This window comes from Rathayibacter tritici (genome assembly GCF_002932875.1).
Classification (GTDB): domain Bacteria; phylum Actinomycetota; class Actinomycetes; order Actinomycetales; family Microbacteriaceae; genus Rathayibacter; species Rathayibacter tritici.
In genome coordinates, this window is the sequence record NZ_PSWS01000040.1 from 46,629 (window position 1) to 71,112 (window position 24,484).

The following is a 24,484-nucleotide window of genomic DNA, read 5'->3' on the forward strand; positions in this document are numbered from 1 at the left end:
ATGCTGTCCGGGTGAACTGGAGCAGCGACGCCGAGACCACGCGGATCCCCTCCGCGACCGAGACGTCCGGCGGAACCGGACCCCAGCCGACCCGCGAGTACGTCTGGCCCGAACCCGAGACCGAGCGTCAGCCGACGCTCGAACCGTCCCCACCGGCCGCTACTGCCGAGGCGCCGAGTGCCCTCGGCCCGGTCGAGGCCGAGCCCGAACCTGTCCGCCGCTCGGGCAACCGCCTGGCCGGTCTCGCCCTCGCGCTGCTGACCACGGCGGTCTTCGCCGCCCTCTACCTGGTGGCGCTCACCGCGATCCGCCTCCTCGTCGGCCGCGCAGCTGGGGATCCGGTGGCGCTCGCGCTCGAGACGGCGCCGACCGCGCTTTTTCTCGCGCCGGTCGCGGCGTTCTTCGTCGGACTCGCCCTGATCGTGCTGGTCGTGAACCGCGCGGGCTGGTGGGCTTACGTCCTCGGCGGGTTCCTGGTCGCCCTCCTCACGGCGGCGGCCGCGCTCGCCGGCGGCTGGAGCGCCGTCGGGCCGCTCTCGCTGCCGGTCGACCGTACCCTCGCGCTCGAGTACGTCCGCGACCCCGCTGTCCTGGCCGCCGTGCTCGCCGCGGCGGTGCTCGGCCGGGAAGCGAGCGTCTGGGGAGGCGCCGCCATCTCCGGGCGGGCCAGGGGCGTCAAGCGCCGCAACGCCGAGCGGGAAGCGGCCGATCCGTCGTGACGGGCCAGGAACAGGGCCGCAGCGCCGGGCTGGGCTACGGCCTCGCGCTGGCCGCCTTCGCCGCGTTCCTCTACCTCGCCCTGGTCGTCTGCGCGTTCGGGGTGCTCAGCCTCCTGCTCGATCAGGACGTCGTGCCCGAGCGCGATGCTGGCCCGCTGCTGGGGCCGGTGTCGGTGGCGGTCTGCGTCCTCGCCGTGCTGGTCGCGATGATGACCCTCGCCGCGCGCCCCGCCGTTCACCGAGTGCTCGGCCCATCGCTGCTGACCGGGGTCGTCGTCTCCCTGCTCTTCCTGCTCACCGGCGGCGCGCTCTACGGCCTCGGCCGGCAGGAGCCGGGCGACATCCTCGGCTGGGTGCTGGATCACGCGCCCACCCCTTTCGCGCTCGCGACTGGCGTGCTCGCGGCGGCGGTGCAGCTCGTGTTCCTCCTGCTCCTGGCTCGCCGCGACGCGGGCGGCCACAGCCCGCACTGGGGCTGGGAGGGCGACGAGCGGGAGTGATCGTGTCGGCCGGGCGGAGCGGCGTCGCGCGCTCTCCCAGGGCGAACGCCGCTCGGTTGACCGGCCCCGTCACTCCCCGTAATATTCTCCGGGTGTGCGCTGTGCCGTGCGCTTGTGTCATGCCTCCGGGTCGACGCGGTCGCCGCACCTCGCTCTACCGGGTCCGCAAGGATCCGCGGGTTCGTCCGATCGGGCGGCCCCCACGGCATACCCCTCACCCTCCCCGGTCCCGCTCGCGGGGCCGCGGGGTGCGTCGGGTCCAGATGAACTCGGCCGTTCCCGGAGACGGGAGGGCCGAATGTCGACCATCGATCCGCTGTCACCGTGCAGCATCCAAGGAGCAGAACCAGTGCCAACGATTCAGCAGTTGGTCCGTAAGGGACGCACGCCGAAGGTCACCAAGACCAAGGCGCCCGCCCTGAAGGCCAACCCCCAGCAGCGCGGCGTCTGCACGCGCGTCTACACGACCACGCCCAAGAAGCCGAACTCGGCCCTCCGCAAGGTGGCCCGCGTGAAGCTCTCCAACGGCACCGAGGTCACCGCCTACATCCCCGGCGAGGGCCACAACCTGCAGGAGCACTCGATGGTGCTCGTGCGCGGCGGTCGCGTCAAGGACCTCCCCGGTGTCCGCTACAAGATCGTTCGCGGCGCCCTGGACACCCAGGCCGTCAAGAACCGCAAGCAGGCTCGCAGCCGGTACGGCGCGAAGATGGAGAAGAAGTAATGCCTCGTAAGGGCCCAGCTCCCAAGCGCCCCGTCGTCGCAGACCCCGTCTACGGCGCTCCCATCGTCAGCCAGCTCGTCAACAAGATCCTCCTGGACGGCAAGAAGGGTCTCGCCGAGCGCATCGTCTACGGTGCCCTCGAGGGCGTCGCCGGCAAGAACGGCCAGGACGCCGTCGTCACCCTCAAGAAGGCTCTCGACAACGTCCGTCCGACCCTCGAGGTCCGTAGCCGCCGCGTTGGCGGCTCGACCTACCAGGTCCCGGTCGAGGTCAAGCCGCATCGCGCGAACACCCTCGCGCTGCGCTGGCTCACCAGCTACGCGAAGGCCCGTCGCGAGAAGACGATGACCGAGCGTCTGATGAACGAGATCCTCGACGCGTCGAACGGTCTGGGCGCCGCTGTGAAGCGTCGCGAGGACACCCACAAGATGGCCGAGTCGAACAAGGCCTTCGCGCACTACCGCTGGTAGCGCACCCGCGGTCGCCCTCGGGCGACCGTTACCGCCGGGCCCACAGCGTCAGCGCTGCGGGCCCGGTCCCGGCGGTGGATCGCCCGATCCCCGCGACCGGGCGATCCGCCACCACCAGAATCCCAGCCATTCGGCCATGAACCCGGTGCGCTGGCTCCATCACCTATCGGAGGAACTCCGTGGCACAAGATGTGCTCACCGACCTGAACAAGGTCCGCAACATCGGCATCATGGCCCACATCGATGCCGGCAAGACCACCACCACCGAGCGCATCCTGTTCTACACGGGTATCACGCACAAGATCGGCGAGGTCCACGACGGCGCCGCGACGATGGACTGGATGGCGCAGGAGCAGGAGCGCGGCATCACGATCACCTCTGCCGCAACCACCTGCTTCTGGAACAAGAACCAGATCAACATCATCGACACCCCCGGTCACGTCGACTTCACGGTCGAGGTCGAGCGCTCGCTCCGCGTCCTCGACGGCGCTGTCGCCGTCTTCGACGGTAAGGAGGGCGTCGAGCCCCAATCCGAGACCGTGTGGCGTCAGGCCGACAAGTACGACGTCCCCCGCATCTGCTTCGTCAACAAGATGGACAAGCTCGGCGCCGACTTCTACTACACCGTCGACACCATCGTGAACCGCCTCGGTGCGAAGCCGCTGGTCATCCAGCTGCCCATCGGCGCCGAGAGCACCTTCGAGGGCGTCGTCGACCTGGTCGAGATGCGCGCGCTCACCTGGCGCGGCGACTCCAAGGGAGACGTCGCGTTGGGCGCCAAGTACGAGATCGAGGAGATCCCGGCCGACCTCGCCGATAAGGCGGCGGAGTACCGCGAGAAGCTCCTCGAAACCGTCGCGGAGACCTCCGACGAGCTGCTCGAGAAGTATTTCGGCGGCGAGGAACTCACCGTTGCGGAGATCAAGGGCGCCATCCGCAAGATGACCGTCAACTCCGAGATCTACCCGGTGCTCTGCGGCTCCGCGTTCAAGAACCGCGGCGTCCAGCCGATGCTCGACGCGGTCGTGGACTACCTCCCCTCCCCGCTCGACGTCCCCGCCATCGAGGCGCACGACGTCCGCGACGAGGAGAAGGTCATCATGCGCCACGCCGACTCGACCGAGCCCTTCTCCGCGCTCGCGTTCAAGGTCGCCGTGCACCCGTTCTTCGGCCGCCTCACCTACGTCCGTGTCTACTCGGGCAAGCTCGACTCCGGCGCCCAGGTCATCAACTCGACCAAGGGCAAGAAGGAGCGCATCGGCAAGATCTTCCAGATGCACTCCAACAAGGAGAACCCGGTCGACTCGGTCACCGCCGGCCACATCTACGCCGTCATCGGTTTGAAGGACACCACCACCGGTGACACCCTGAGCGACCCGCAGGCGCAGGTCGTGCTCGAGTCGATGACCTTCCCGGAGCCCGTCATCGAGGTCGCCATCGAGCCCAAGACGAAGGCCGACCAGGAGAAGCTCGGAACCGCGATCCAGAAGCTCGCGGAGGAGGACCCCACCTTCCGCACCGAGCAGAACCAGGAGACCGGTCAGACGGTCATCAAGGGAATGGGCGAGCTGCACCTCGACATCCTGGTCGACCGTATGAAGCGCGAGTTCAACGTCGAGGCGAACGTCGGAAAGCCCCAGGTGGCGTACCGCGAGACGATTCGCCGCACCGTCGAGAAGTACGACTACACCCACAAGAAGCAGACGGGTGGCTCCGGCCAGTTCGCGAAGGTGCAGATCACCATCGAGCCGATGGCAGTCGATGCCGATAAGACCTACGAGTTCGTCAACGGCGTCACGGGTGGCCGCGTTCCGCGCGAGTACATTCCCTCGGTCGACGCGGGCATCCGCGACGCCATGCAGGTCGGCGTGCTCGCCGGCTATCCGATGGTCGGCGTGAAGGCGACCCTGGTCGATGGAGCGGCGCACGACGTCGATTCCTCCGAAATGGCGTTCAAGATCGCCGGCTCGATCGCGTTCAAGGAGGCTTCACGCAAGGCGCAGCCGGTCCTCCTCGAGCCGCTTATGGCCGTCGAAGTCCGTACTCCCGAGGAGTACATGGGCGACGTCATTGGCGACATCAACTCGCGTCGCGGAATGATCCAGTCGATGGAGGACGCCACCGGCATCAAGGTCATCCGGGCCAATGTCCCGCTGTCCGAGATGTTCGGCTACATCGGCGACCTGCGCTCGAAGACCTCGGGCCGCGCCGTCTACTCGATGACCTTCGAGACCTACGCCGAGGTCCCCAAGGCCGTGGCTGAGGAGATCGTCCAGAAGAACAAGGGCGAGTAGCGCCGCCCCTGGGTCGCCGCCGTTCCCTCGAACGGCGGCGGCCTGGTAGTGTCGTGCGGGTTTGCTGCCGAGCGCAGCGCGCCCCCTGTCGCAGCGGGACGGTCGCACGACCACTGCCGGTAACATACGTACACGAAACCCCCGCAAGTCCTCCTGTCCTCGTGCCGCCCCCGTGCGGCTTCCGGATGCGGATGCTTGCACCTAAGTCCTGAGGAGGACCCACAGTGGCTAAGGCCAAGTTCGAGCGGACCAAGCCGCACGTCAACATCGGAACCATCGGTCACGTCGACCACGGAAAGACCACTCTCACCGCGGCGATCTCGAAGGTTCTGGCGGACAAGTTCCCGTCCGCGACCAACGTCCAGCGTGACTTCGCATCGATCGACTCCGCTCCCGAGGAGCGCCAGCGCGGCATCACGATCAACATCTCTCACGTCGAGTACGAGACGCCGAAGCGCCACTACGCGCACGTCGACGCCCCCGGTCACGCCGACTACATCAAGAACATGATCACCGGCGCGGCTCAGATGGACGGCGCGATCCTCGTGGTCGCCGCCACCGATGGCCCGATGGCTCAGACCCGTGAGCACGTCCTCCTCGCCAAGCAGGTCGGCGTCCCCTACCTCCTCGTCGCGCTGAACAAGGCCGACATGGTGGACGACGAGGAGATCCTGGAGCTCGTCGAGCTCGAGGTCCGCGAGCTCCTCTCGTCGCAGGGCTTCCCCGGCGACGACGCTCCCGTCGTCCGCGTCTCCGGCCTCAAGGCTCTCGAGGGCGACGACACCTGGACCCAGTCGATCCTCGACCTGATGGACGCGGTTGACGAGTCCATTCCGGACCCGGTGCGCGATAAAGACAAGCCGTTCCTCATGCCGATCGAGGACGTCTTCACGATCACCGGTCGTGGAACCGTCGTCACCGGCCGTGCGGAGCGCGGCACCCTCGCTCTGAACTCCGAGGTCGAGATCGTCGGCATCCGTCCGACGCAGAAGACCACGGTCACCGGAATCGAGATGTTCCACAAGCAGCTCGACGAGGCCTGGGCCGGCGAGAACTGCGGTCTGCTCCTGCGCGGCACCAAGCGCGAGGATGTCGAGCGCGGCCAGGTCGTCGTCAAGCCGGGTTCGGTCACGCCGCACACGGACTTCGAGGGCACCGCGTACATCCTGTCCAAGGATGAGGGTGGGCGTCACAACCCGTTCTACGCGAACTACCGCCCGCAGTTCTACTTCCGCACCACCGACGTCACCGGCGTCATCACGCTGCCCGAGGGCACCGAGATGGTCATGCCCGGCGACACCACCGACATGACGGTCGCGCTGATCCAGCCGATCGCCATGGAGGAGGGCCTCGGCTTCGCCATCCGTGAGGGTGGACGCACCGTGGGTGCCGGTACGGTCACCAAGATCGTCAAGTAGGTCCGTCCTACCGATCTCGCGAGAGGGGTCGTCCGCTTCGTGCGGGCGGCCCCTCTCTTCGTTTCCGGGGTGAGGCGCGGCTAGCGTGGGTGCATGCCCTTCGTGAAGAGCGACCCGCGTGCCCGCCCGCAGTTCTTCGAGTGGGAGGCGGCCGGCCTCGACTGGCTGCGCGCGGCGGCCGGGGGAGTGGCCTGCGTCCCGGTGCTCACGGTGTCGCCCGGGCGGATCGAACTGGAGCAGATCCGCTCCGTCCGGTCCACACGGTCGGCAGCCCGGGAGTTCGGGGCGGCGCTGGCGCGCACGCACGAGGCGGGAGCGCCGGCATTCGGAGCCCCGCCCACCGGCTGGAGCGGGCCCGCCTACATCGGGCGGCGCGCCATGACGTGTCGGCCCGATTCCTCCTGGGGGCGCTTCTGGGCGGAGCAACGCGTGCGGCCGTTCCTCGGCCCGGCGGTGGACGCCGGGAATCTCTCCGCCACGGACGCGTCGACCGTCGAGCGCGCACTGGAGTTCGTGACGAGCGGGGTTTTCGACGACGGATCCGCACCCGCCCGGATCCACGGCGACCTCTGGACCGGCAATGTGCTGTGGTCGGGTGAGGGTGCTGTGATCGGCGCAGTGCTGATCGACCCCGCTGCCCACGGCGGCCATCGCGAGACCGACCTGGCGATGCTGGCCCTGTTCGGTACCGCGCACCTCGACGCCGTCCTCGAGGGCTACCACGAGCAGCATCCGCTCGCCGCCGGAGTCGAGGAGCGGATCCCCCTCCACCAGCTGCACCCGCTCGCCGTCCACACTGCGGGCCACGGTCCCTCCTACGGGCGGGCGCTGGCGGACGCCGCAGCACGGGTGATCGCGCTGGCCCGCTGACCGGCGCGCCCGCACCGTTCCCCCAGGAGTGGCCGCCACACTGAGGCGCGCGCCGCCCTGTGCGCGTCGACAAGGAGGCATCATCGTGGATCTCGGGAAGCTCGGACGTCAGGCCGGCGAACTGCTGAACAGTCAGAAGACGCAGGACGCCCTGCACAGCGAGAAGGCGGAGCAGGTCTCGGATCAGGTGCTCGAGAAGACCAGCGAGATCGCGAGCCGCCTCACCAAGGGCACCTACGACGACCGCATTGAGGATCTCAAGCGCGAGGCCGACAAACGGGTCGGCGACGAGTAGCGGCGCGAGGCGAGTGCTCCCGCCCAGCGTCAAGCGGGTGCGGGCACCCGATCCGCCGTCCTATCGTCGAGTCGATGGCTGACACTCGCGCGCAACGACTCCGCAGGACCGACTCGAGCGGACGCGGCTACACCCGGGTGCGCGCGGGCTCCGGCTTCAGCTACCGCGAGCCGAAGGGCGCGACGGTCGCCGACCAGGAGCTTCGAGCCCGCTTCGACGCCCTCGGCATTCCGCCGGCCTGGAAGGACGTCTGGATCGCGCCGTACCCGAACGGCCACATCCAGGCCACGGGCGTCGACTCCGCCGGCCGGCGGCAGTACATCTACCACCCGACCTGGCGCGAGCAGAAGGATCGGATCAAGTTCGACCGGGCGCTCCGGCTCGCTGAGGCGCTTCCGGGCGCGCGACGAGCGGTGACCGTCGCCCTGCGCTCGGACGGGCCGAGCCGTGACCGTGCGCTCGCGACGGCCTTCAGGATGCTGGACACCGGCTCCCTCCGCGTCGGCAGTGAGCGGTACGCGAAGGAGCACGGCAGCATCGGCCTCTCGACTCTGCTCTGCTCGCACGCGAGCACCCACGGCGACCGGGTAGCGCTCGCCTTCCCCGGCAAGAGCCACCAGGCCTGGACGAGCGAGATCCTCGACCACGACCTTTCGCGCGTTGTCCGGGCTCTCAAACGCAGGGGGCCCAACGCTCGGCTGCTGGCCTGGAAGGACGGCCGGGAGTGGCGGCCGCTCTCGGCGCCCGAGATCAACGACTACGTGCGGGAGCGAGCGGGCGACGACTTCACGGCGAAGGACTTCCGCACACTCCACGGCACCGTGGCGGCCGCGATCAGTCTGGCGAAGTCCGGCCCGCAGGCGACCCAGCGCGCCCGCACCTCCGCGATCGCCCAGGCGATGCGCGACGCGTCCGAGGTGCTCGGGAACACGCCCACCGTGGCCCGCGCGAGCTATGTCGATCCGCGTCTGCTGGACCACTTCCGGGCCGGCGAGACCATCGATCCGTCGCGTCTCGCCTCCGCCGAGACCGCAGTCAGAGCGCTCCTCTTCGAGTAGCCGCGGCGGAGGCCTCCGGTGCGACACGCCCGGGTTGCAGGGTCTGATGATGTGTGGGAGACTCTTCTAGTTCACAATTCCTTCTCCTGCGGCTTGTCGCTGAGAGGGGGACACTGCCAGGCAGTGCCGAGACCGCATCGCGGAGGCTCGACCCGAGAGGGCGGCCTCGCGGGTGCGACGTCGAGGCGGCGGGTAGCAGAACGACAACAACCGACATCTCAGCGGGTTCTCCGTGCGTCGTGCGTTCTGCACGTCGATCGGAGCGCCCCGGATGCGGTGCTTTTGACAGAAGAACACTGGTTGCACGTTTCCGGGTCACCGGAGTTCCTTCGCGAGCGCGTCCAATGCGAGACGAGTCCGGTTTCGGCCGGGGGAGTCGCGTACGACGCAATAACAAGAGAGTGAGAGATCACACATGGCGGGACAGAAGATCCGCATCCGACTGAAGTCGTACGACCACGAGGTCATCGACACGTCGGCGCGCAAGATCGTCGACACGGTCACCCGTGCCGGTGCAACGGTCGTCGGCCCCGTGCCGCTGCCGACCGAGAAGAACGTGGTCTGCGTGATCCGTTCGCCCCACAAGTACAAGGACAGCCGCGAGCACTTCGAGATGCGCACCCACAAGCGCCTCATCGACATCATCGACCCGACGCCCAAGGCCGTCGACTCGCTCATGCGCCTCGACCTGCCGGCCGACGTCAACATCGAGATCAAGCTCTAAGGAGGAGTGCCACCATGTCTGTCACTGTTTCCCCCACGCTGAAGACCAGCAAGGGCCTCCTCGGCACCAAGCTCGGAATGACCCAGGTCTGGGACGAGAACAACAAGCTCGTGCCGGTCACCGTCATCGAGATCAGCCCCAACGTCGTGACCCAGGTCCGCACGGAGGAGAAGGACGGCTACACCGCCGTCCAGCTCGCCGCCGGTGCGATCGACCCGCGCAAGGTGAACAAGCCCGCCGCCGGTCACTTCGACGCCGCGGGCGTCACCCCCCGCCGCCACCTCACCGAGGTTCGCACCTCGGATGCGAGCTCTTACTCGGCCGGCCAGGAGCTGACCGTGGACGCCGTCTTCGAGGCCGGCACCAAGGTCGACGTCGTCGGCACCAGCAAGGGCAAGGGCTTCGCCGGTGTGATGAAGCGTCACAACTTCAAGGGCGTCTCGGCGTCGCACGGTTCGCACCGCAACCATCGCAAGCCCGGCTCCATCGGTGCCTCCTCGACCCCCAGCCGCGTGTTCAAGGGCATGCGCATGGCCGGTCGCATGGGTGGCGAGCGCGTCACCGTGCTCAACCTCAAGGTGCACTCCGTCGACGCCGAGAAGGGTCTGCTGCTCGTCAAGGGCGCCGTCCCCGGTGCCCGCGGTCGCCTCGTGTTCGTTCGCAACGCCGTGAAGGGAGCGTAGTTCCATGGCTACCTCTGTCGACATCATCGACGTCAAGGGCCAGAAGGCGGGCTCGTTCGAGCTCCCCGCCGCGCTCTTCGACGTCCAGACCAACATCCCGCTGATCCACCAGGTCGTCGTGGCCCAGCTCGCTGCGGCGCGCCAGGGAACCCACAAGACGAAGAACCGCGGTGAGGTCTCCGGAGCCGGACGCAAGCCGTTCAAGCAGAAGGGAACCGGTCGCGCTCGTCAGGGCTCGATCCGCGCCCCGCATATGACCGGCGGTGGCGTGGTCCACGGACCGACCCCGCGCAGCTACGCGCAGCGGACCCCCAAGAAGATGATCGCCGCTGCCCTGCTCGGCGCTCTCTCCGACCGCGCCCGCGGTTCCCGCGTTCACGTGGTCGAGTCCCTCGCCCTCGGTGACACCCCGAAGACCAAGGATGCCCTCGTGCTGCTCGACGCCCTCTCGGTGTCGCGCAACGTCCTCGTGGTGCTCGAGCGTGACGACTACATCGCCGAGCTCTCGCTCCGCAATGTGCCGTTCGTGCACATCCTGCCGGCCGACCAGCTCAACGCGTACGACGTGCTCGTCTCCGACGACATCGTGTTCTCGAAGGGCGCGCTCGACGCGTTCATCGCGGCCAAGTCGGGCGTCGAGTCCAACGGAGCCGAGTCCAACAAGGAAGAGGTGAACGCATGAGCCAGTCCGCCGCGTTCAACAAGGACCCCCGCGACGTCATCATCTCCCCGGTGGTGTCGGAGAAGTCCTACGGCCTGATCGACGAGGGCAAGTACACCTTCGTGGTCGACCCGCGCTCGAACAAGACCGAGATCAAGCTCGCCATCGAGAAGATCTTCGGCGTCGAGGTCGCGTCGATCAACACGCTCAACCGTCAGGGCAAGACCCGCCGCACGAAGTTCGGCACCGGCAAGCGCAAGGACACCAAGCGCGCGATCGTCACGCTGAAGTCCGGCTCCATCGACATCTTCACGAGCGTCGGCTGAGCCGAAGAAGCGTAGAGGAAACAGACAATGGCTATTCGTAAGTACAAGCCCACGACCCCCGGTCGCCGCGGCTCCAGCGTTGCCGACTTCGCCGAGATCACCCGCTCGACGCCCGAGAAGTCGCTCCTGCGCCCGCTGTCCAAGACCGGTGGCCGCAACAACTCCGGCCGCATCACGACGCGACACATCGGTGGTGGCCACAAGCGCCAGTACCGTCTGATCGACTTCCGTCGCAACGACAAGGACGGCGTCAACGCCAAGGTCGCTCACATCGAGTACGACCCCAACCGCACGGCGCGCATCGCGCTGCTCCACTTCGTGGACGGCACGAAGCGCTACATCCTGGCCCCGAACAAGCTCTCGCAGGGCGACGTCGTGGAGTCGGGCGCCGGCGCCGACATCAAGCCCGGCAACAACCTGCCGCTGCGCAACATCCCGACCGGTACGGTCATCCACGCCATCGAGATCAAGCCGGGAGGCGGCGCCAAGCTCGCCCGCTCGGCCGGCACCTCGGTGCGCCTCGTCGCCAAGGACGGCCCCTACGCGCAGCTGCGCCTGCCGTCCGGCGAGATCCGCAACGTCGACGCGCGCTGCCGCGCCACGATCGGCGAGGTCGGCAACGCCGAGCAGTCGAACATCAACTGGGGCAAGGCCGGCCGTATGCGCTGGAAGGGCGTGCGCCCGACGGTCCGCGGTGTCGCGATGAACCCCGTCGACCACCCGCACGGTGGTGGAGAGGGCAAGACCTCCGGTGGTCGCCACCCGGTCAGCCCGTGGGGTCAGTCCGAGGGACGCACCCGTCGCCCCAACAAGGAGAGCGACAAGCTCATCGTTCGCCGCCGCACCGCCGGCAAGAAGCGCAAGTAGCTTCGGAAGCAGAGAAGGAACGCGTAGAAGATGCCTCGCAGTCTCAAGAAGGGCCCCTTCGTTGACGACCACCTGCTTCGCAAGGTGTTCACGGCCAACGAAGCCGGCAACAAGAACGTCATCAAGACCTGGTCGCGCCGCTCGATGATCATCCCGGCGATGCTGGGACACACCATTGCGGTCCACGACGGTCGCAAGCACATCCCCGTGTTCGTGACCGAGACCATGGTCGGCCACAAGCTCGGCGAGTTCGCCCCCACTCGGACCTTCCGCGGTCACGAGAAGGACGACAAGAAGGGCCGTCGTCGCTAACGCGGCGACGAGAAGGAGGAGAGAAATGGTGGAGTCGATCGCACGCGTGCGACACATCCGCGTCACCCCCCAGAAGGCTCGCCGTGTCGTGAACCTGATCCGCGGCAAGCAGGCTCAGGAGGCACTGGCCATCCTGAAGTTCGCGCCGCAGGGCGCGTCGGAGCCCGTCTACAAGCTCGTCGCCTCGGCGATGGCCAACGCTCGTGTCAAGGCCGATGCCTCGAACGAGTACCTCGACGACCAGGACCTGTTCGTGTCCCGCGCCTTCGTCGATGAGGGAACCACCCTCAAGCGATTCCAGCCCCGTGCTCAGGGTCGTGCCTTCCGCATCAACAAGCGCACCAGCCACATCACCGTCGTGCTGGCCACTCCTGAGGAGGGGACCAAGTAATGGGTCAGAAAGTAAACCCCTACGGTTTCCGTCTGGGAATCACCACCGACCACGTGTCGCGCTGGTTCTCCGACAGCACCAAGAAGGGCCAGCGGTACAGCGACTACCTCGCTGAGGACGTCAAGATCCGCCGACTCCTCGCCACGCAGCTCGATCGTGCGGGCGTCGCCCGCATCGAGATCGAGCGCACCCGTGACCGCGTCCGCGTCGACATTCACACCGCCCGCCCGGGCATCGTGATCGGTCGCCGCGGCGCCGAGGCCGAGCGCATCCGCGCGGACCTCGAGAAGCTCACGGGCAAGCAGATTCAGCTCAACATCCTCGAGGTCAAGAACCCCGAGGCCGAGGCGCAGCTGGTCGCCCAGGGCATCGCGGAGCAGCTCTCCGCCCGTGTGGCCTTCCGCCGCGCGATGCGGAAGGGCCTGCAGGGCGCCCAGCGCGCCGGCGCCAAGGGCGTCCGCATCCAGGTCTCCGGCCGCCTCGGCGGCGCCGAGATGAGCCGTTCGGAGTTCTACCGCGAGGGACGCGTACCGCTGCACACCCTCCGCGCGAACATCGACTACGGCTTCTACGAGGCGAAGACCACCTTCGGCCGTATCGGCGTGAAGGTCTGGATCTACAAGGGCGACATCACCAACAAGGAGCTCGCCCGCGAGCAGGCGAACAGCAAGTCGTCGCGCCCCGAGCGCAGCGACCGTCCGCGCCGTGCACCCCGCCAGCAGAGCGAGGCGCCCGTCGCAGCAGGAGTTGAGGCATAACCATGTTGATTCCGCGTCGAGTCAAGTACCGCAAGCAGCACCACCCGGGCCGCACGGGCCAGGCCACCGGTGGCACCAAGGTGTCATTCGGTGAGTTCGGCATTCAGGCCCTCACCCCCGCCTACGTGACCAACCGTCAGATCGAGTCCGCTCGTATCGCGATGACGCGTCATATCAAGCGCGGCGGAAAGGTGTGGATCAACATCTATCCCGACCGTCCGCTGACCAAGAAGCCCGCCGAGACCCGCATGGGTTCCGGTAAGGGTTCGCCGGAGTGGTGGGTCGCGAACGTCAAGCCGGGTCGCGTCCTCTTCGAGGTCGCCGGCGTCGACGAGCAGCTCGCTCGTGAGGCCATGACCCGTGCCATCCACAAGCTGCCCCTCAAGGCACGCATCATCAAGCGCGAGGAGGGAGACGCGTAATGGCGATCGGATCCAAGGAGCTCGCCCCCGCCGAGCTCGACACCTTCGAGGACGAGCGTCTCGTCACGGAGCTGAAGAAGGCCAAGGAGGAGCTGTTCAACCTCCGCTTCCAGTCGGCCACCGGCCAGCTGGACACGACCGGCCGCCTGCGTGCGGTCAAGCGCGACATTGCCCGCATCTACACGGTCATCCGTGAGCGCGAGCTGGGCATCCGCGCCACCCCTGCACCCGTCGAGGCCCCGGCCAAGGCGGAGAAGAAGCCCAAGACCAAGAAGGCCGCCAAGGCCGAGGTCGAGGCGACCGAGCCGACCGAGGAGGCCAAGTAATGGCAACCGTCAGTGACACCGCCGGCCACGAGTCGGCCGCCCACGACGTCAAGCAGGAGGGCGCTCGCGGCTACCGCAAGACCCGCCGCGGCTACGTCACCAGCGACAAGATGGACAAGACCATCACCGTCGAGGTCGAGGACCGCGTCAAGCACCCGCTCTACGGCAAGGTCATCCGCCGGACCTCGAAGGTCAAGGCTCACGACGAGCTGAACACCGCGGGAATCGGCGACCTCGTCGTCATCAGCGAGACCCGTCCCCTCAGCGCCTCCAAGCGCTGGCGCCTGGTCGAGATCCTCGAGAAGGCCAAGTAGGCCGCGGCCTACTTGAGTTAGCAGGAGAGACACATGCTTCAGCAAGAATCCCGAGTGAAGGTCGCCGATAACACCGGCGCCAAGGAACTCCTCACGATCCGCGTTCTCGGTGGCTCCGGCCGCCGCTACGCCGGTCTCGGTGACATCATCGTCGCCACCGTTAAGGACGCGATCCCCGGTGGCAACGTCAAGAAGGGCGATGTGGTCAAGGCCGTTATCGTCCGTACCGTCAAGCAGACCCGTCGCCCCGACGGCTCGTACATCAAGTTCGACGAGAACGCGGCCGTCATCCTCAAGAACGACGGGGACCCCCGTGGCACCCGCATCTTCGGGCCGGTCGGTCGCGAACTCCGCGACAAGAAGTTCATGAAGATCGTCTCGTTGGCACCGGAGGTTATCTAGTCATGGCCAAGATCAAAAAGGGTGACCTCGTTCAGGTCATCTCGGGAGCGACCCAGGCCCGCGGCGGAGACCGCGGCAAGCAGGGCACCGTCCTCGAGGTGCTGGTCGAGCGCAACCGCGTCGTCGTCCAGGGCGTGAACTTCGTGAAGAAGCACACCCGCGTCGGCCAGTCGCAGCGCGGCTCGAAGGAGGGCGGCATCGAGACCGTCGAGGCTTCGATCCACATCTCCAACGTCGCGCTCGTCGACCCGAAGACCAAGAAGCCGACCCGGGTCGGCCACCGCAACGTGGCCGTCACCAAGGACGGCGTGACCAAGACCGTTCGCGTGCGCTACGCGAAGGCGTCGGGTGAGGAACTGTAATGACTGACACCACCGCAGTGGCTGCGAAGGTTCAGCCGCGGCTCAAGGCCAAGTACCAGGCCGACATCATCCCCGCTCTCAAGGAGCAGTTCGGTTTCGGCAACGTCCACCAGGTCCCCGGCCTGGTCAAGGTCGTCGTCAACACCGGCGTGGGTGAGGCGGCCCGCGATGGCAAGATCATCGACGGCGCCATCAAGGACCTCACCGCGATCACCGGCCAGAAGCCTCAGGTCACCAAGGCCCGCAAGTCCATCGCGCAGTTCAAGCTGCGCGAGGGCCAGGCGATCGGCGCGCACGTCACCCTCCGCGGCGACCGCGCGTGGGAGTTCCTGGACCGTCTGCTCTCGGTCGCGCTCCCGCGCATCCGCGACTTCCGCGGTCTCTCGGACCGCCAGTTCGACGGCAACGGCAACTACACCTTCGGCATCACGGAGCAGTCGATCTTTCACGAGATCGACCAGGACCGCATCGACCGCGTCCGCGGCTTCGACGTGACCGTCGTGACCACCGCCAAGACCGACGATGAAGGTCGCGCGCTGCTCAAGCAGCTGGGCTTCCCGTTCAAGTCCTCGGACAACGCGTAAGCAATAAGCCTCGAGGCCGGGGGACGGTGAGAACCGCCCTCCGGCCTCGTCGTGCGTCCGCGGCCGGCGCGGGTCACTCCGCCCGGCTGCAGCGCGAAGCCCGCGGACTCCGTGCACGATCGGCCCTCGACCGCAGGACCTCGGCCATGTATCATGGCTCGTTGGCCTGCGTTCGCGCGGCCGCATGGGCGTCGACGTCGTCGGCGCCGTCCCGCACCACAGGTCGTCACTCTTGTAAAGGGTGCCGAAACCAGGCGAGAAAGGCACCATCAGCCATGACCATGACTGATCCGGTCGCAGATCTGCTGACCAGAATCCGTAACGCGAACTCCGCGCACCACGACTCCATCACTCTCCCGGGCTCGAAGCTCAAGGCGAACATCGCCGAGATCCTCAAGACCGAGGGCTACATCGCCGACTGGAAGGTCGAGGAGGCGCGCGTCGGCACGACGCTCTCCATCTCCCTCAAGTACGGCCCCAACCGCGAGCGCTCGATCGCCGGCATCAAGCGGGTCTCGAAGCCCGGACTGCGCGTGTACGCGAAGTCGGCCGAGATCCCCACCGTGCTCGGTGGCCTCGGCGTCGCCATCCTGTCCACCTCGAGCGGTCTGCTGACCGACCGCCAGGCCGAGAAGAAGGGCGTGGGTGGGGAAGTCCTCGCCTACGTGTGGTAACCCCTCATGTCGCGTATTGGAAGACTCCCCATCGAGATCCCGGCGGGCGTCGACGTCTCCGTCGCCGGATCCGCTGTGACCGTCAAGGGCCCCAAGGGCGAGCTGACCGTGCCGGTCGCCAGCCCCATCGAGGTCTCCGTCGAGAACGGCCAGGTGCTGGTCTCGCGTCCCGACGACGAGCGCGAGTCGCGTTCGCTCCACGGCCTCACCCGCACGCTCATCGCCAACGACATCATCGGTGTCACGCAGGGCTACTCCAAGGGCCTCGAGGTCGTGGGAACCGGTTACCGCGTGCTGGCGAAGGGCTCGGACATCGAGTTCGCGCTCGGCTTCTCGCACCCGGTCGTCGTCACCCCGCCCGCGGGCATCTCGTTCACGGTCGAGGGCAACAACAAGCTCACCGTGCACGGCATCTCGAAGCAGGCCGTCGGTGAGGTAGCCGCCAACATTCGTAAGATCCGCAAGCCCGAGCCCTACAAGGGCAAGGGCGTGCGCTACGCCGGCGAGGTCGTTCGCCGCAAGGCCGGAAAGAGCGGTAAGTGATCATGGGACTCGGAACCAGAGGAAAGAGCAAGTCCGCTGCGCGCGGTCGTCGTCACGACCGTCTGCGCAAGAAGGTCGTCGGATCCGCTGAGCGCCCCCGCCTCGTCGTCAATCGCTCGGCCCGCCACGTCTTCGTGCAGATCGTCGACGACGCGCAGGGCCGCACCCTCGTGTCGGCGTCGACCCTCGAGGCCGACCTGCGCGTGTTCGACGGTGACAAGACCGCCAAGGCCCGCAAGGTCGGCGAGCTCGTCGCCGAGCGCGCCAAGAACGCCGGTGTCGAGGCGGTCGTCTTCGACCGCGGAGGCAACAAGTACGCCGGTCGCGTTGCCGCGATCGCCGATGGAGCACGAGAGGCAGGGCTCAACCTGTGAGCGCCGCAGAGAACAAGGAACCCGAGGTCGCCGCTGTGTCGGAGGCCCCCGTCGAGACCGCTGCGTCCACGCAGCCGCAGCAGGAGGCTCGTGAGCCCCGCCGCGGCGGCCGCGACCGCAACCAGGGAGGCCGCGACCGTGGTGGCCGTGACTCCGAGAAGAGCCAGTTCCTCGAGCGCGTGGTGACCATCAACCGCGTGTCGAAGGTCGTCAAGGGCGGTCGTCGTTTCAGCTTCACCGCACTCGTGGTCGTCGGAGACGGCAACGGACTGGTGGGCGTCGGCTACGGCAAGGCCCGCGAGGTCCCGACCGCCATCTCCAAGGGCGTCGAGGAGGCGAAGAAGAACTTCTTCCGCGTTCCCCGCGTCGGCTTGACGATCCCGCACCCCGTGCAGGGTGAGGCCGCCGCCGGTGTGGTGCTCCTGCGCCCCGCCGCCGCGGGTACCGGCGTCATCGCCGGTGGTCCCGTGCGTGCCGTCCTCGAGTGCGCCGGCATCCACGACGTCCTGAGCAAGTCGCTCGGCTCGTCGAACACCATCAACATCGTCCACGCGACCGTCGAGGCTCTTCAGCAGCTCGAGGAGCCGCGCGCCGTCGCCGCTCGTCGTGGTCTCGACTTCGATCAGGTCGCGCCGGCCCGTCTCGTCCGTGCCGAGGCCGACGCCCTCGCCGCCGCGTCCACCGCGAAGGCAGGTTCCTGATGGCTCAGCTCAAGGTGACCCAGATCAAGTCGAAGGTCAGCGAGAAGCAGTACCAGCGCGATACGCTGCGCTCGCTCGGCCTCAGGAAGATCGGTCAGAGCGTGGTCCGCGAGGACAACGCCCAGAACCGTGGATACGTGAAGACCGTCGCCCACCTGGTGAAGGTCGAGGAGATTGACTAATGGCTGAGACGAACAACGCCGCCGCGGAGTCCACGACTTCCGCGCCGACGTCCACCACGAAGGGCGCGGCGGCGCCGGCGACCAGGGAGCACGTGCTCAAGGTCCACCACCTCCGCCCCGCTGCCGGAGCCAAGAAGGCCAAGACCCGTGTGGGTCGCGGTGAGGGCTCCAAGGGCAAGACCGCGGGACGCGGCACCAAGGGCAGCAAGGCCCGTTACACGGTGCGCATCGGCTTCGAGGGCGGGCAGATGCCGCTGCACATGCGCACCCCGAAGCTCCGCGGCTTCAAGAACCCGTTCCGGGTCGAGTACCAGGTCGTCAACCTGTCCGCTCTCTCGGCGCTCTACCCCCAGGGGGGTGACGTCACCATCGGCGACCTGGTCGCCAAGGGTGCCGTGCGCAAGAACGAGAAGGTCAAAGTTCTCGGGGACGGCGACATTGCGGTTAAGCTGAACGTCGCGGTCGACAAGGTCTCCAGCTCTGCGGAGCAGAAGATCGTCGCTGCGGGCGGATCCATCAAGTAGCACCAGCAGCTTGTCGGTCGAGCTTGCCACGCCGACTCCCTCCGGGAGCGCGTGGCAAGCTCGACCTGTATCCCGCACCACAGAATTGAGCAGGAGACCTTAGGTAGTGTTTGGCGCCGTTGCGCGGATCTTCCGCACCCCCGACCTCCGCCGCAAGATCGGCTTCACCCTCGCGATCGTGGCGATCTTCCGGCTGGGATCCTTCATCCCTGCTCCGTTCGTCAGCTTCAGCGCCGTGCAGGCCTGTCTCGCCGGCAATCAGGGCACCTCGGGTCTTTACGAACTCGTGAACCTGTTCAGCGGTGGAGCCCTGCTCCAGCTGTCGATCTTCGCGCTCGGGATCATGCCGTACATCACGGCGTCGATCATCGTGCAGCTGCTACGCGTGGTCATTCCGCACTTCGAGACGCTGTACAAGGAGGGGCAGTCCGGTCAGGGCAAGCTCACCCAGTACACGCGCTACCTCACCATCGCGCTCGGTGTCCTCCAGTCGACGACGCTGATCACCGTCGCCCGCTCGGGTGCGCTCTTCGGCAACTCCGGTGTGCCGGAGTGCTCGGCGCTCATCATCACCGACGAGTGGTACTCCATCCTGCTCATGGTCGTCACGATGACCGCGGGCACCGGCATCATCATGTGGATGGGCGAGCTCATCACCGAGCGCGGCATCGGCAACGGCATGTCGCTGCTGATCTTCACCTCGATCGCCGCCCAGTTCCCCACCTCGCTCTGGTCGATCGCGCAGTCCCGCGGCTTCGAGACCTTCCTCCTCGTTCTCGGCGTGGGCCTCGTGCTCGTGGTCGCTGTGGTCTTCGTGGAGCAGTCGCAGCGGCGGATCCCCGTGCAGTACGCCAAGCGGATGGTCGGCAGGCGCACCTACGGCGGCAACAACACGTACATCCCGATCAAGGTCAACATGGCCGGCGTCGTGCCCGTCATCTTCGCCTCGTCGCTGCTGTACCTGCCCGCGCTGATCGCGCAGTTCAACCAGCCCGCCGCGGGTCAGGAGGCGCCGGTCTGGGTCACCTGGATCACGAACTACCTCACCAAGGGCGACCACCCGCTCTACATGGCGCTGTACTTCCTCCTGATCGTCGGATTCACGTATTTCTACGTCGCGATCACCTTCAACCCGGACGAGGTCGCCGACAACATGAAGCGCTACGGCGGCTTCATCCCCGGCATCCGCGCCGGCCGCCCGACCGCCGAGTACCTGAACTACGTGCTCACTCGCGTGACACTGCCCGGATCGGTCTATCTGGGCCTGATCGCGCTCGTGCCCCTCGTGGCGCTGGCGCTCGTCGGCGCCAACCAGAACTTCCCCTTCGGCGGAACGTCCATCCTGATCATCGTCGGAGTCGGCCTGGAGACGGTGAAGCAAATCGACTCCCAGCTGCAGCAGCGCCACTACGAAGGACTCCTCCGATGACGTCGCACCCGATCGGCTTCCGTCTCCTGCTGATCGGCCCGCCCGGTGCAGGCAAGGGGACCCAGGCCGCTCGGCTGAGCGACATCCTGAAGGTGCCGGCGATCTCGACCGGCGACATCTTCCGCGCCAACGTCGCGAACGAGACGGAGCTCGGGCTCCAGGCGAAGGCCTACCTCGACGCCGGCCGCTACGTCCCGGACGAGCTCACCAACGCGATCGTGCACGACCGCCTGCAGGAGGCGGACGCGTCAACGGGCTTCCTGCTCGACGGCTACCCGCGCACGACGGAACAGGTCGACGAGCTCGACCGCATCCTGGCCGCCGACGACAACCGACTCGACGCGGTTGTCCAGCTCACGGCCGACCCCGACGAGGTCGTCGGCCGCCTGCTCAAGCGCTCGCTCGAGCAGGGCCGCAGCGACGACACGGAGGACGTCATCCGTCGCCGTCTTGCGCTCTACGAGGAGCAGACGGCGCCCCTGATCGATGTCTACGCCGCTCGCGGGCTCGTCGTCGTGGTCGACGGTCTCGGCCCGGTCGATGAGGTGACCGAGCGGATCGTCGTCGCGCTCGAGGGCCACCGGGTGAGCCGTCTCGATTCGCCGGCCGCCTGAGCCGTGGCACTGCGTTCCTCCCTGTACAAAACGCCCGCGCAGCTGCGGGCGATGCTCGCGCCAGGCCTGGCCACCGCGGCCTCACTGGAGGCAGTGCGCGTCGCGATCCGGCCGGGCGTGACCACGCTCGAACTCGACGCGGTCGCGGAGGCCGCGATCCTCGAGCACGGCGGCCACTCGAATTTCCAGCTCGTCCCGGGCTATCGGCACACGATCTGCGCGTCGGTGAACGACGAGGTGGTCCACGGGATCCCCGGCGGGCGCGTCCTCGAACCGGGCGACATCGTCTCGATCGACAGCGGTGCCGAGATCGACGGCTGGAACGGCGACTCGGCGATGACGCTCGTGCTGCCCGATCCGACCCGTCCTGAGGAGGTCGCCGCGCGCGCCGAGCTCTCGCGGGTCACCGAGGGATCGCTGTGGCGCGGCATCGCCGCCCTCGCCTCCGCCCGGCACCTCAACGAGGTGGGCGCGGCGATCGAGGAGTACATCGAGGACGAGGCCGAACGCTCGGGCCGCGTCTACGGCATCCTCACCGACTACATCGGCCACGGCATCGGCCGCACGATGCACGAGGCGCCGCCGGTGTTCAACTACCGGGTGCGCCAGCGCGGACCCGAGGTGAAGCCGGGCCTCGTCGTCGCGATCGAGCCGATGGTGACCGCCGGCAGCGCCGAGACCGTCGTCCGGGAGGACGAGTGGACCGTCGCGACCGAGGACGGCAGCACGGCCGCCCACTGGGAGCACTCGGTCGCCGTGCACCGCGACGGTATCTGGGTCACCACACTCGCCGACGGCGGCGCGGCCGGCCTCGCCCCCTACGGGATCGTGCCCACGCCCGTCGCCTAGAGCGACGGGGAGCAGGAGTTCACCCTCGCGACACCTCCGTCCAGATCAGGAGTGGAGTCGGCTAGCTGTCGATCACCCGCACCAGCTCCTCAATGAAGCCGCCGAAGTCGGTGGAGCGGCGGATCAGGCGCTGCACCTCCGCCCGGTCGGCGAACACCTCGACGAACTGGTCGAACACCGACTGGAATGTGCTGCGGCCGGCCGAGGCGAACGCGATCATCGCGATGACGTTCACACGCTGCTCGCCCCACTCCATCGCCGTGTCGTTGATCACGATCGCGATGGAGGTCCGGCGGGCGCTCATCGCCATCGCGTGCGGCACGGCGAGATTGTCGGTGAAGGCGGTCGAACTCATCCGTTCCCGCTCGATGGCGCCGTCGACGTAGTCCTCGTCGATGATGCCGTCGGCGACCATCCGCCCGCCCAGCATCCGAATCATCGCCGCTTCGTCGCGGGCGTGCACGTTGCGGAAGAACAGCGACTCATCGAAGAAGTGCAGCAGCTCGTCCTTGATCTGCGCGCGGCGGCGATGCCGGCGCACGCGGGCGATCGCACGGCGCACTGCCTCCACATCGTGATCGGTGAGGAACGGCTGCACGAGCACCACATCGTCGGAGGAAGGGCGCTCGTCGATCGTGGTGATCACGAGGTCGGCGGTGAGCCGGCCCCACTCGACGTCGCTCCGGGTGATCAGGGAGCGGACCTCGACCTCGGTACCGAGTGAGCGCTCGACGCGCAGCCGGAGCATGTGCGCGAGGTCGTAGTAGCTGGGGCACACGATCACGCAGGACAACCGCTCCTCGCGCCGCGACACCCGCTCGAGGAAGGAGCCGACGTGCAGGGCGATGTAGGCGATCTCGTCCTCGTTCACCGCGATCCCGCGCCGTCGCTGCAGTCCGCTCGCCAGGAACACGGCGATCTCGTACGTCATCGGATAACTGGTCTTGATGGAGCGGGTGAGCGGATTGCGGGAGTAGCCGCCCTCGGAGGCGCGCGCGACCAGGTTCCGCACGTGCAGGGCGAGGCGGACGATGAAGCCCTCGTCGTCGAGATCGACCAGGTATTCGCGGTTCACCTCGGCCACGAGGTCGCGGACGACGGTCAGGTCCCCGGGGTCGAGGTAGTTCTCGACCACGGCGGCGACCGGTTCATTGTGGCCCGGAGTCGCTACGCGTGTGGTCATCAGGATCGCGAGCTGCGCGAGCTCGGCGTCGGTCAGGCGCGTGGCGAAGTGCCGCTCCACCAGCTCGGCCAAGAGCTCGGCGAGCTCGCCGTGGATCGCGGGGGAGGGCCGGGCGCCGGCGGGGTCGCGGATGCCGCGGGCGACCCGGTCGACGGCGATCGCGATGTGCAGGAGGACGCTGTTCACTCCGTAGTCGTTGATGTAGTAGCCGCGACTGTCGAGCTCGGCCAGAAGCTCGGTTGTGAAGGCACCCAGGCCGGGGGAGGCGAACTCCCGCTGCACGTCGTCGAGCGTGAAGACGCCCTGCGCGCTCTCGTCGCGGAACAGGCGCGAGATCAGGCGTCGGTGCGCCTCCTCGCTGCCCTCCAGGCGGACCGACGGGCCACGGCGGACCAGCGAGAGGCCCGCCTCGTCGGCGAGTGTTTTCACCCGGCGGAGGTCGGCGTCGACGGTCGACTCGCTCACGGAGAGCGCAGCGGCGAGGGCGGTGACGTCCAGGCCCCCGTCCGAGTCGACCAGGCGGCGGACGATGCTGTAGAGCCGGTCGCGCGGAGTGTCGGGCTCGATGTCGCGGTTGCGCTGCGCCTCCAGGTACGCCGCGTACACCTCACGGGCCAACCGGTAGCCGTTCGCCGAGGACTCGACCGGCTCCAGGGGCGCGGCCTGCGCTTTCACCGCGGTGACGTAGCTGCGGACGCTGCGCGTGGTCACGCCGAGCCGGTCGGCGAGCTCGTGTGCCGTCACCCAGCCGTCGGCGCGGGAGAGGTACTCCAGCAGTCGGTCGCGGTTATCAGGCATCAGGCTCCAGGCGTACGGTTCAGGTCGGGGCCAGCACGTGCCACGACCTGCCCGCGGGCTCGCAGGACGCGGGCGGCGAATCGTGCGTTCCGCCAGTCAATCATCACGGCGACGCGCCAGGGAGCCCCCGCGCCGCGGGCGGTCGGGGCGGCTTTCCGCCCCCGCGGAAGATTTTCTGCTGGAGCGTGCCGTACCGCTTTCGGGATGCTTGGATGGGTCACGACCCGGACGCGAGGAGGCGAACGAGGTGCGAAGAATCCTGATCGTCTGCGGTGCAGGCGCATCGAGCACGTTCCTGGCCCACCGGCTGCGAGCGGGCGCCAAGGAGCGCGGCATGGGTGCTGAGTTCCGCTCCGAGACCCTCACCGGTCTCGAGCACTCGCTCCCCGAGGCGGACGTCCTCCTCGTGGGGCCGCACCTCGAGTCGCAGTTCGACGGGCTCCGCCAGCGCGCGGAGCTCGTGGGAGCCGCGGCCGCTCTCCTCCCTCCGGATGTCTTTGGAGCGCACGGTGCCGATGCCGTGCTCGAGACCCTGCCCGTCCTCTTCGCCGCTCGCGCGGTCGTCGCAGGTGCGGACACGGACTCCTCCACCCGCCCGGTCCGCCCGGGCGAGCCCGACTCCGGGCACCACTGATGCAGTCGCGACTGCAGGATCAAGGAGAAACGTTCATGGTCGAGCGCACCGTGCAGGTTGCATCGTCGAAGGGCCTTCACGCCCGCCCCGCCTCGCTGTTCAGCCAGGCAGCGGCCAAATCGGGTCAGAAAGTCTTGATCGCGAAGGGCGACGCGACTCCGGTCAACGCCGCGTCGATCCTCGGGATCATCTCGCTCGGCATCGAGCACGGCGACGAGCTCACCGTGAGCGTCGAGGGCGAGAACGAGCAGGCCGTCCTAGACGAGCTCGCGACCTTCCTCACCACGGATCACGATGCGTGACGGTGTGCGCGCCGCGTAGCGTCGCGCACAGCGTCGCGCAAGGCGGCAGCCCTGCGCGACGCAGAGCGTCGCGAAAGGCGGCAGCCCCGGCGCACACGGCGCCGGCAGCCACGGCAGCCCCGACAACGCACCGGCGACCCTCAATGGGTCGCACCCCGTCCCTGCTAAACCGCACCACTGAGCCCCCACCCCCACCC

35 protein-coding genes are annotated in these 24,484 nt (G+C 67.9%); 34 read left to right on the plus strand and 1 reads right to left on the minus strand.

Translation table 11 applies throughout. The annotated features are described in order from the left end of the window. Nucleotides 1-11 precede the first annotated feature (11 nt). The 32 genes from C5D07_RS06350 (at nt 12) to map (ending at nt 21,370) form a co-directional block, all read left to right on the plus strand. A complete protein-coding gene (locus C5D07_RS06350; RefSeq protein WP_104258972.1) occupies nt 12-719 on the plus strand; it encodes a hypothetical protein in 708 nt (235 codons plus the stop codon). Continuing rightward, entirely contained in the window at nt 716-1,219 is a 504-nt protein-coding gene (locus tag C5D07_RS06355) for a DUF6121 family protein (protein WP_068251440.1), read from the plus strand. Before C5D07_RS06350 ends, C5D07_RS06355 begins: the two co-directional genes overlap by 4 nt. Before the next feature lie 349 nt (nt 1,220-1,568). Then, entirely contained in the window at nt 1,569-1,943 is a 375-nt protein-coding gene (rpsL, locus tag C5D07_RS06360; protein WP_011186743.1) for a 30S ribosomal protein S12, read from the plus strand. Continuing rightward, nucleotides 1,943-2,413: a 30S ribosomal protein S7 gene (rpsG, locus tag C5D07_RS06365; RefSeq protein WP_068251443.1), complete on the plus strand. Its 471-nt coding sequence runs from the start codon at nt 1,943-1,945 to the stop codon at nt 2,411-2,413. Before rpsL ends, rpsG begins: the two co-directional genes overlap by 1 nt. 179 nt (nt 2,414-2,592) lie before the next feature. After that, the gene (gene fusA, locus C5D07_RS06370; protein WP_068251446.1) at nt 2,593-4,707 is read left to right on the plus strand and encodes an elongation factor G; all 2,115 of its coding nucleotides are present in this window, start codon (nt 2,593-2,595) and stop codon (nt 4,705-4,707) included. Between the two features lie 224 nt (nt 4,708-4,931). Then, complete coding sequence (gene tuf, locus C5D07_RS06375) at nt 4,932-6,125, plus strand: elongation factor Tu (protein WP_068251449.1); 1,194 nt, start codon at nt 4,932-4,934, stop codon at nt 6,123-6,125. Nucleotides 6,126-6,218: 93 nt separating this feature from the next. After that, nucleotides 6,219-6,995 (plus strand): fructosamine kinase family protein, encoded by a 777-nt coding sequence (locus C5D07_RS06380; RefSeq protein WP_104258973.1) that lies wholly within the window; start codon nt 6,219-6,221, stop codon nt 6,993-6,995. An 85-nt stretch (nt 6,996-7,080) separates the two neighbouring features. Then, complete coding sequence (locus C5D07_RS06385) at nt 7,081-7,290, plus strand: Rv0909 family putative TA system antitoxin (RefSeq protein WP_084415776.1); 210 nt, start codon at nt 7,081-7,083, stop codon at nt 7,288-7,290. A gap of 74 nt (nt 7,291-7,364) precedes the next feature. Further along, nucleotides 7,365-8,348, plus strand: coding sequence for a DNA topoisomerase IB (locus tag C5D07_RS06390; protein ID WP_104258974.1), 984 nt, complete (start codon nt 7,365-7,367; stop codon nt 8,346-8,348). Nucleotides 8,349-8,763: 415 nt separating this feature from the next. Continuing rightward, a complete protein-coding gene (rpsJ, locus tag C5D07_RS06395; protein WP_005050520.1) occupies nt 8,764-9,072 on the plus strand; it encodes a 30S ribosomal protein S10 in 309 nt (102 codons plus the stop codon). Nucleotides 9,073-9,086: 14 nt separating this feature from the next. Beyond that, nucleotides 9,087-9,755, plus strand: coding sequence for a 50S ribosomal protein L3 (rplC, locus tag C5D07_RS06400; RefSeq protein WP_068209450.1), 669 nt, complete (start codon nt 9,087-9,089; stop codon nt 9,753-9,755). Between the two features lie 4 nt (nt 9,756-9,759). Beyond that, complete coding sequence (gene rplD, locus C5D07_RS06405; RefSeq protein WP_068251459.1) at nt 9,760-10,437, plus strand: 50S ribosomal protein L4; 678 nt, start codon at nt 9,760-9,762, stop codon at nt 10,435-10,437. After that, nucleotides 10,434-10,742: a 50S ribosomal protein L23 gene (gene rplW, locus C5D07_RS06410; protein WP_068209445.1), complete on the plus strand. Its 309-nt coding sequence runs from the start codon at nt 10,434-10,436 to the stop codon at nt 10,740-10,742. The genes rplD and rplW overlap by 4 nt, the downstream gene beginning before the upstream one ends. A gap of 27 nt (nt 10,743-10,769) precedes the next feature. Further along, nucleotides 10,770-11,609 carry a 50S ribosomal protein L2 gene (gene rplB, locus C5D07_RS06415; RefSeq protein ID WP_068251462.1) on the plus strand — a complete coding sequence of 280 codons (840 nt, stop codon included), beginning with the start codon at nt 10,770-10,772 and terminating at the stop codon, nt 11,607-11,609. Nucleotides 11,610-11,639: 30 nt separating this feature from the next. After that, nucleotides 11,640-11,921: a 30S ribosomal protein S19 gene (rpsS, locus tag C5D07_RS06420; protein ID WP_055787078.1), complete on the plus strand. Its 282-nt coding sequence runs from the start codon at nt 11,640-11,642 to the stop codon at nt 11,919-11,921. Between the two features lie 25 nt (nt 11,922-11,946). Beyond that, nucleotides 11,947-12,312, plus strand: a complete 366-nt coding sequence (gene rplV / locus C5D07_RS06425; protein WP_082480979.1) for a 50S ribosomal protein L22 — start codon at nt 11,947-11,949, stop codon at nt 12,310-12,312. Then, nucleotides 12,312-13,070 carry a 30S ribosomal protein S3 gene (rpsC, locus tag C5D07_RS06430; protein WP_068209439.1) on the plus strand — a complete coding sequence of 253 codons (759 nt, stop codon included), beginning with the start codon at nt 12,312-12,314 and terminating at the stop codon, nt 13,068-13,070. The genes rplV and rpsC overlap by 1 nt, the downstream gene beginning before the upstream one ends. 2 nt (nt 13,071-13,072) lie before the next feature. Continuing rightward, nucleotides 13,073-13,492 (plus strand): 50S ribosomal protein L16, encoded by a 420-nt coding sequence (gene rplP, locus C5D07_RS06435; protein WP_068251465.1) that lies wholly within the window; start codon nt 13,073-13,075, stop codon nt 13,490-13,492. Further along, complete coding sequence (rpmC, locus tag C5D07_RS06440; RefSeq protein WP_104258975.1) at nt 13,492-13,818, plus strand: 50S ribosomal protein L29; 327 nt, start codon at nt 13,492-13,494, stop codon at nt 13,816-13,818. The genes rplP and rpmC overlap by 1 nt, the downstream gene beginning before the upstream one ends. Further along, nucleotides 13,818-14,132 (plus strand): 30S ribosomal protein S17, encoded by a 315-nt coding sequence (rpsQ, locus tag C5D07_RS06445; protein ID WP_068251471.1) that lies wholly within the window; start codon nt 13,818-13,820, stop codon nt 14,130-14,132. The genes rpmC and rpsQ overlap by 1 nt, the downstream gene beginning before the upstream one ends. A gap of 33 nt (nt 14,133-14,165) precedes the next feature. Then, nucleotides 14,166-14,534, plus strand: coding sequence for a 50S ribosomal protein L14 (rplN, locus tag C5D07_RS06450; RefSeq protein WP_055787095.1), 369 nt, complete (start codon nt 14,166-14,168; stop codon nt 14,532-14,534). A gap of 2 nt (nt 14,535-14,536) precedes the next feature. Further along, complete coding sequence (gene rplX, locus C5D07_RS06455; RefSeq protein WP_068251474.1) at nt 14,537-14,896, plus strand: 50S ribosomal protein L24; 360 nt, start codon at nt 14,537-14,539, stop codon at nt 14,894-14,896. Further along, nucleotides 14,896-15,480: a 50S ribosomal protein L5 gene (gene rplE, locus C5D07_RS06460; protein WP_068251477.1), complete on the plus strand. Its 585-nt coding sequence runs from the start codon at nt 14,896-14,898 to the stop codon at nt 15,478-15,480. Before rplX ends, rplE begins: the two co-directional genes overlap by 1 nt. 275 nt (nt 15,481-15,755) lie before the next feature. Beyond that, complete coding sequence (gene rpsH / locus C5D07_RS06465; RefSeq protein ID WP_068209423.1) at nt 15,756-16,154, plus strand: 30S ribosomal protein S8; 399 nt, start codon at nt 15,756-15,758, stop codon at nt 16,152-16,154. 6 nt (nt 16,155-16,160) lie between these two features. Next, on the plus strand, nt 16,161-16,697 hold the full coding sequence (gene rplF / locus C5D07_RS06470) for a 50S ribosomal protein L6 (RefSeq protein ID WP_068251480.1): 537 nt from the start codon (nt 16,161-16,163) through the stop codon (nt 16,695-16,697). Nucleotides 16,698-16,699: 2 nt separating this feature from the next. Continuing rightward, a complete protein-coding gene (gene rplR, locus C5D07_RS06475) occupies nt 16,700-17,071 on the plus strand; it encodes a 50S ribosomal protein L18 (protein WP_068256930.1) in 372 nt (123 codons plus the stop codon). After that, nucleotides 17,068-17,772, plus strand: a complete 705-nt coding sequence (gene rpsE, locus C5D07_RS06480) for a 30S ribosomal protein S5 (protein WP_068251483.1) — start codon at nt 17,068-17,070, stop codon at nt 17,770-17,772. The genes rplR and rpsE overlap by 4 nt, the downstream gene beginning before the upstream one ends. Further along, nucleotides 17,772-17,954 carry a 50S ribosomal protein L30 gene (gene rpmD / locus C5D07_RS06485; protein WP_181024623.1) on the plus strand — a complete coding sequence of 61 codons (183 nt, stop codon included), beginning with the start codon at nt 17,772-17,774 and terminating at the stop codon, nt 17,952-17,954. The genes rpsE and rpmD overlap by 1 nt, the downstream gene beginning before the upstream one ends. Next, entirely contained in the window at nt 17,954-18,478 is a 525-nt protein-coding gene (gene rplO / locus C5D07_RS06490) for a 50S ribosomal protein L15 (protein WP_084415777.1), read from the plus strand. The genes rpmD and rplO overlap by 1 nt, the downstream gene beginning before the upstream one ends. A gap of 106 nt (nt 18,479-18,584) precedes the next feature. Next, a complete protein-coding gene (secY, locus tag C5D07_RS06495; RefSeq protein WP_068251486.1) occupies nt 18,585-19,907 on the plus strand; it encodes a preprotein translocase subunit SecY in 1,323 nt (440 codons plus the stop codon). Next, entirely contained in the window at nt 19,904-20,521 is a 618-nt protein-coding gene (locus C5D07_RS06500; RefSeq protein ID WP_068251488.1) for an adenylate kinase, read from the plus strand. The genes secY and C5D07_RS06500 overlap by 4 nt, the downstream gene beginning before the upstream one ends. 3 nt (nt 20,522-20,524) lie before the next feature. Further along, nucleotides 20,525-21,370 carry a type I methionyl aminopeptidase gene (map, locus tag C5D07_RS06505; protein ID WP_084415778.1) on the plus strand — a complete coding sequence of 282 codons (846 nt, stop codon included), beginning with the start codon at nt 20,525-20,527 and terminating at the stop codon, nt 21,368-21,370. A 61-nt stretch (nt 21,371-21,431) separates the two neighbouring features. Here the strand turns inward: map and C5D07_RS06510 are convergent, their stop codons facing one another. Continuing rightward, a complete protein-coding gene (locus C5D07_RS06510; RefSeq protein WP_104258976.1) occupies nt 21,432-23,351 on the minus strand; it encodes a BglG family transcription antiterminator in 1,920 nt (639 codons plus the stop codon). A 247-nt stretch (nt 23,352-23,598) separates the two neighbouring features. Between C5D07_RS06510 and C5D07_RS15735 the strand changes: the two genes are divergently transcribed. Next, nucleotides 23,599-23,985 (plus strand): PTS sugar transporter subunit IIB, encoded by a 387-nt coding sequence (locus C5D07_RS15735; RefSeq protein WP_170063516.1) that lies wholly within the window; start codon nt 23,599-23,601, stop codon nt 23,983-23,985. A 35-nt stretch (nt 23,986-24,020) separates the two neighbouring features. Further along, a complete protein-coding gene (locus C5D07_RS06520; RefSeq protein WP_068251497.1) occupies nt 24,021-24,287 on the plus strand; it encodes an HPr family phosphocarrier protein in 267 nt (88 codons plus the stop codon). Nucleotides 24,288-24,484: the final 197 nt, after the last annotated feature.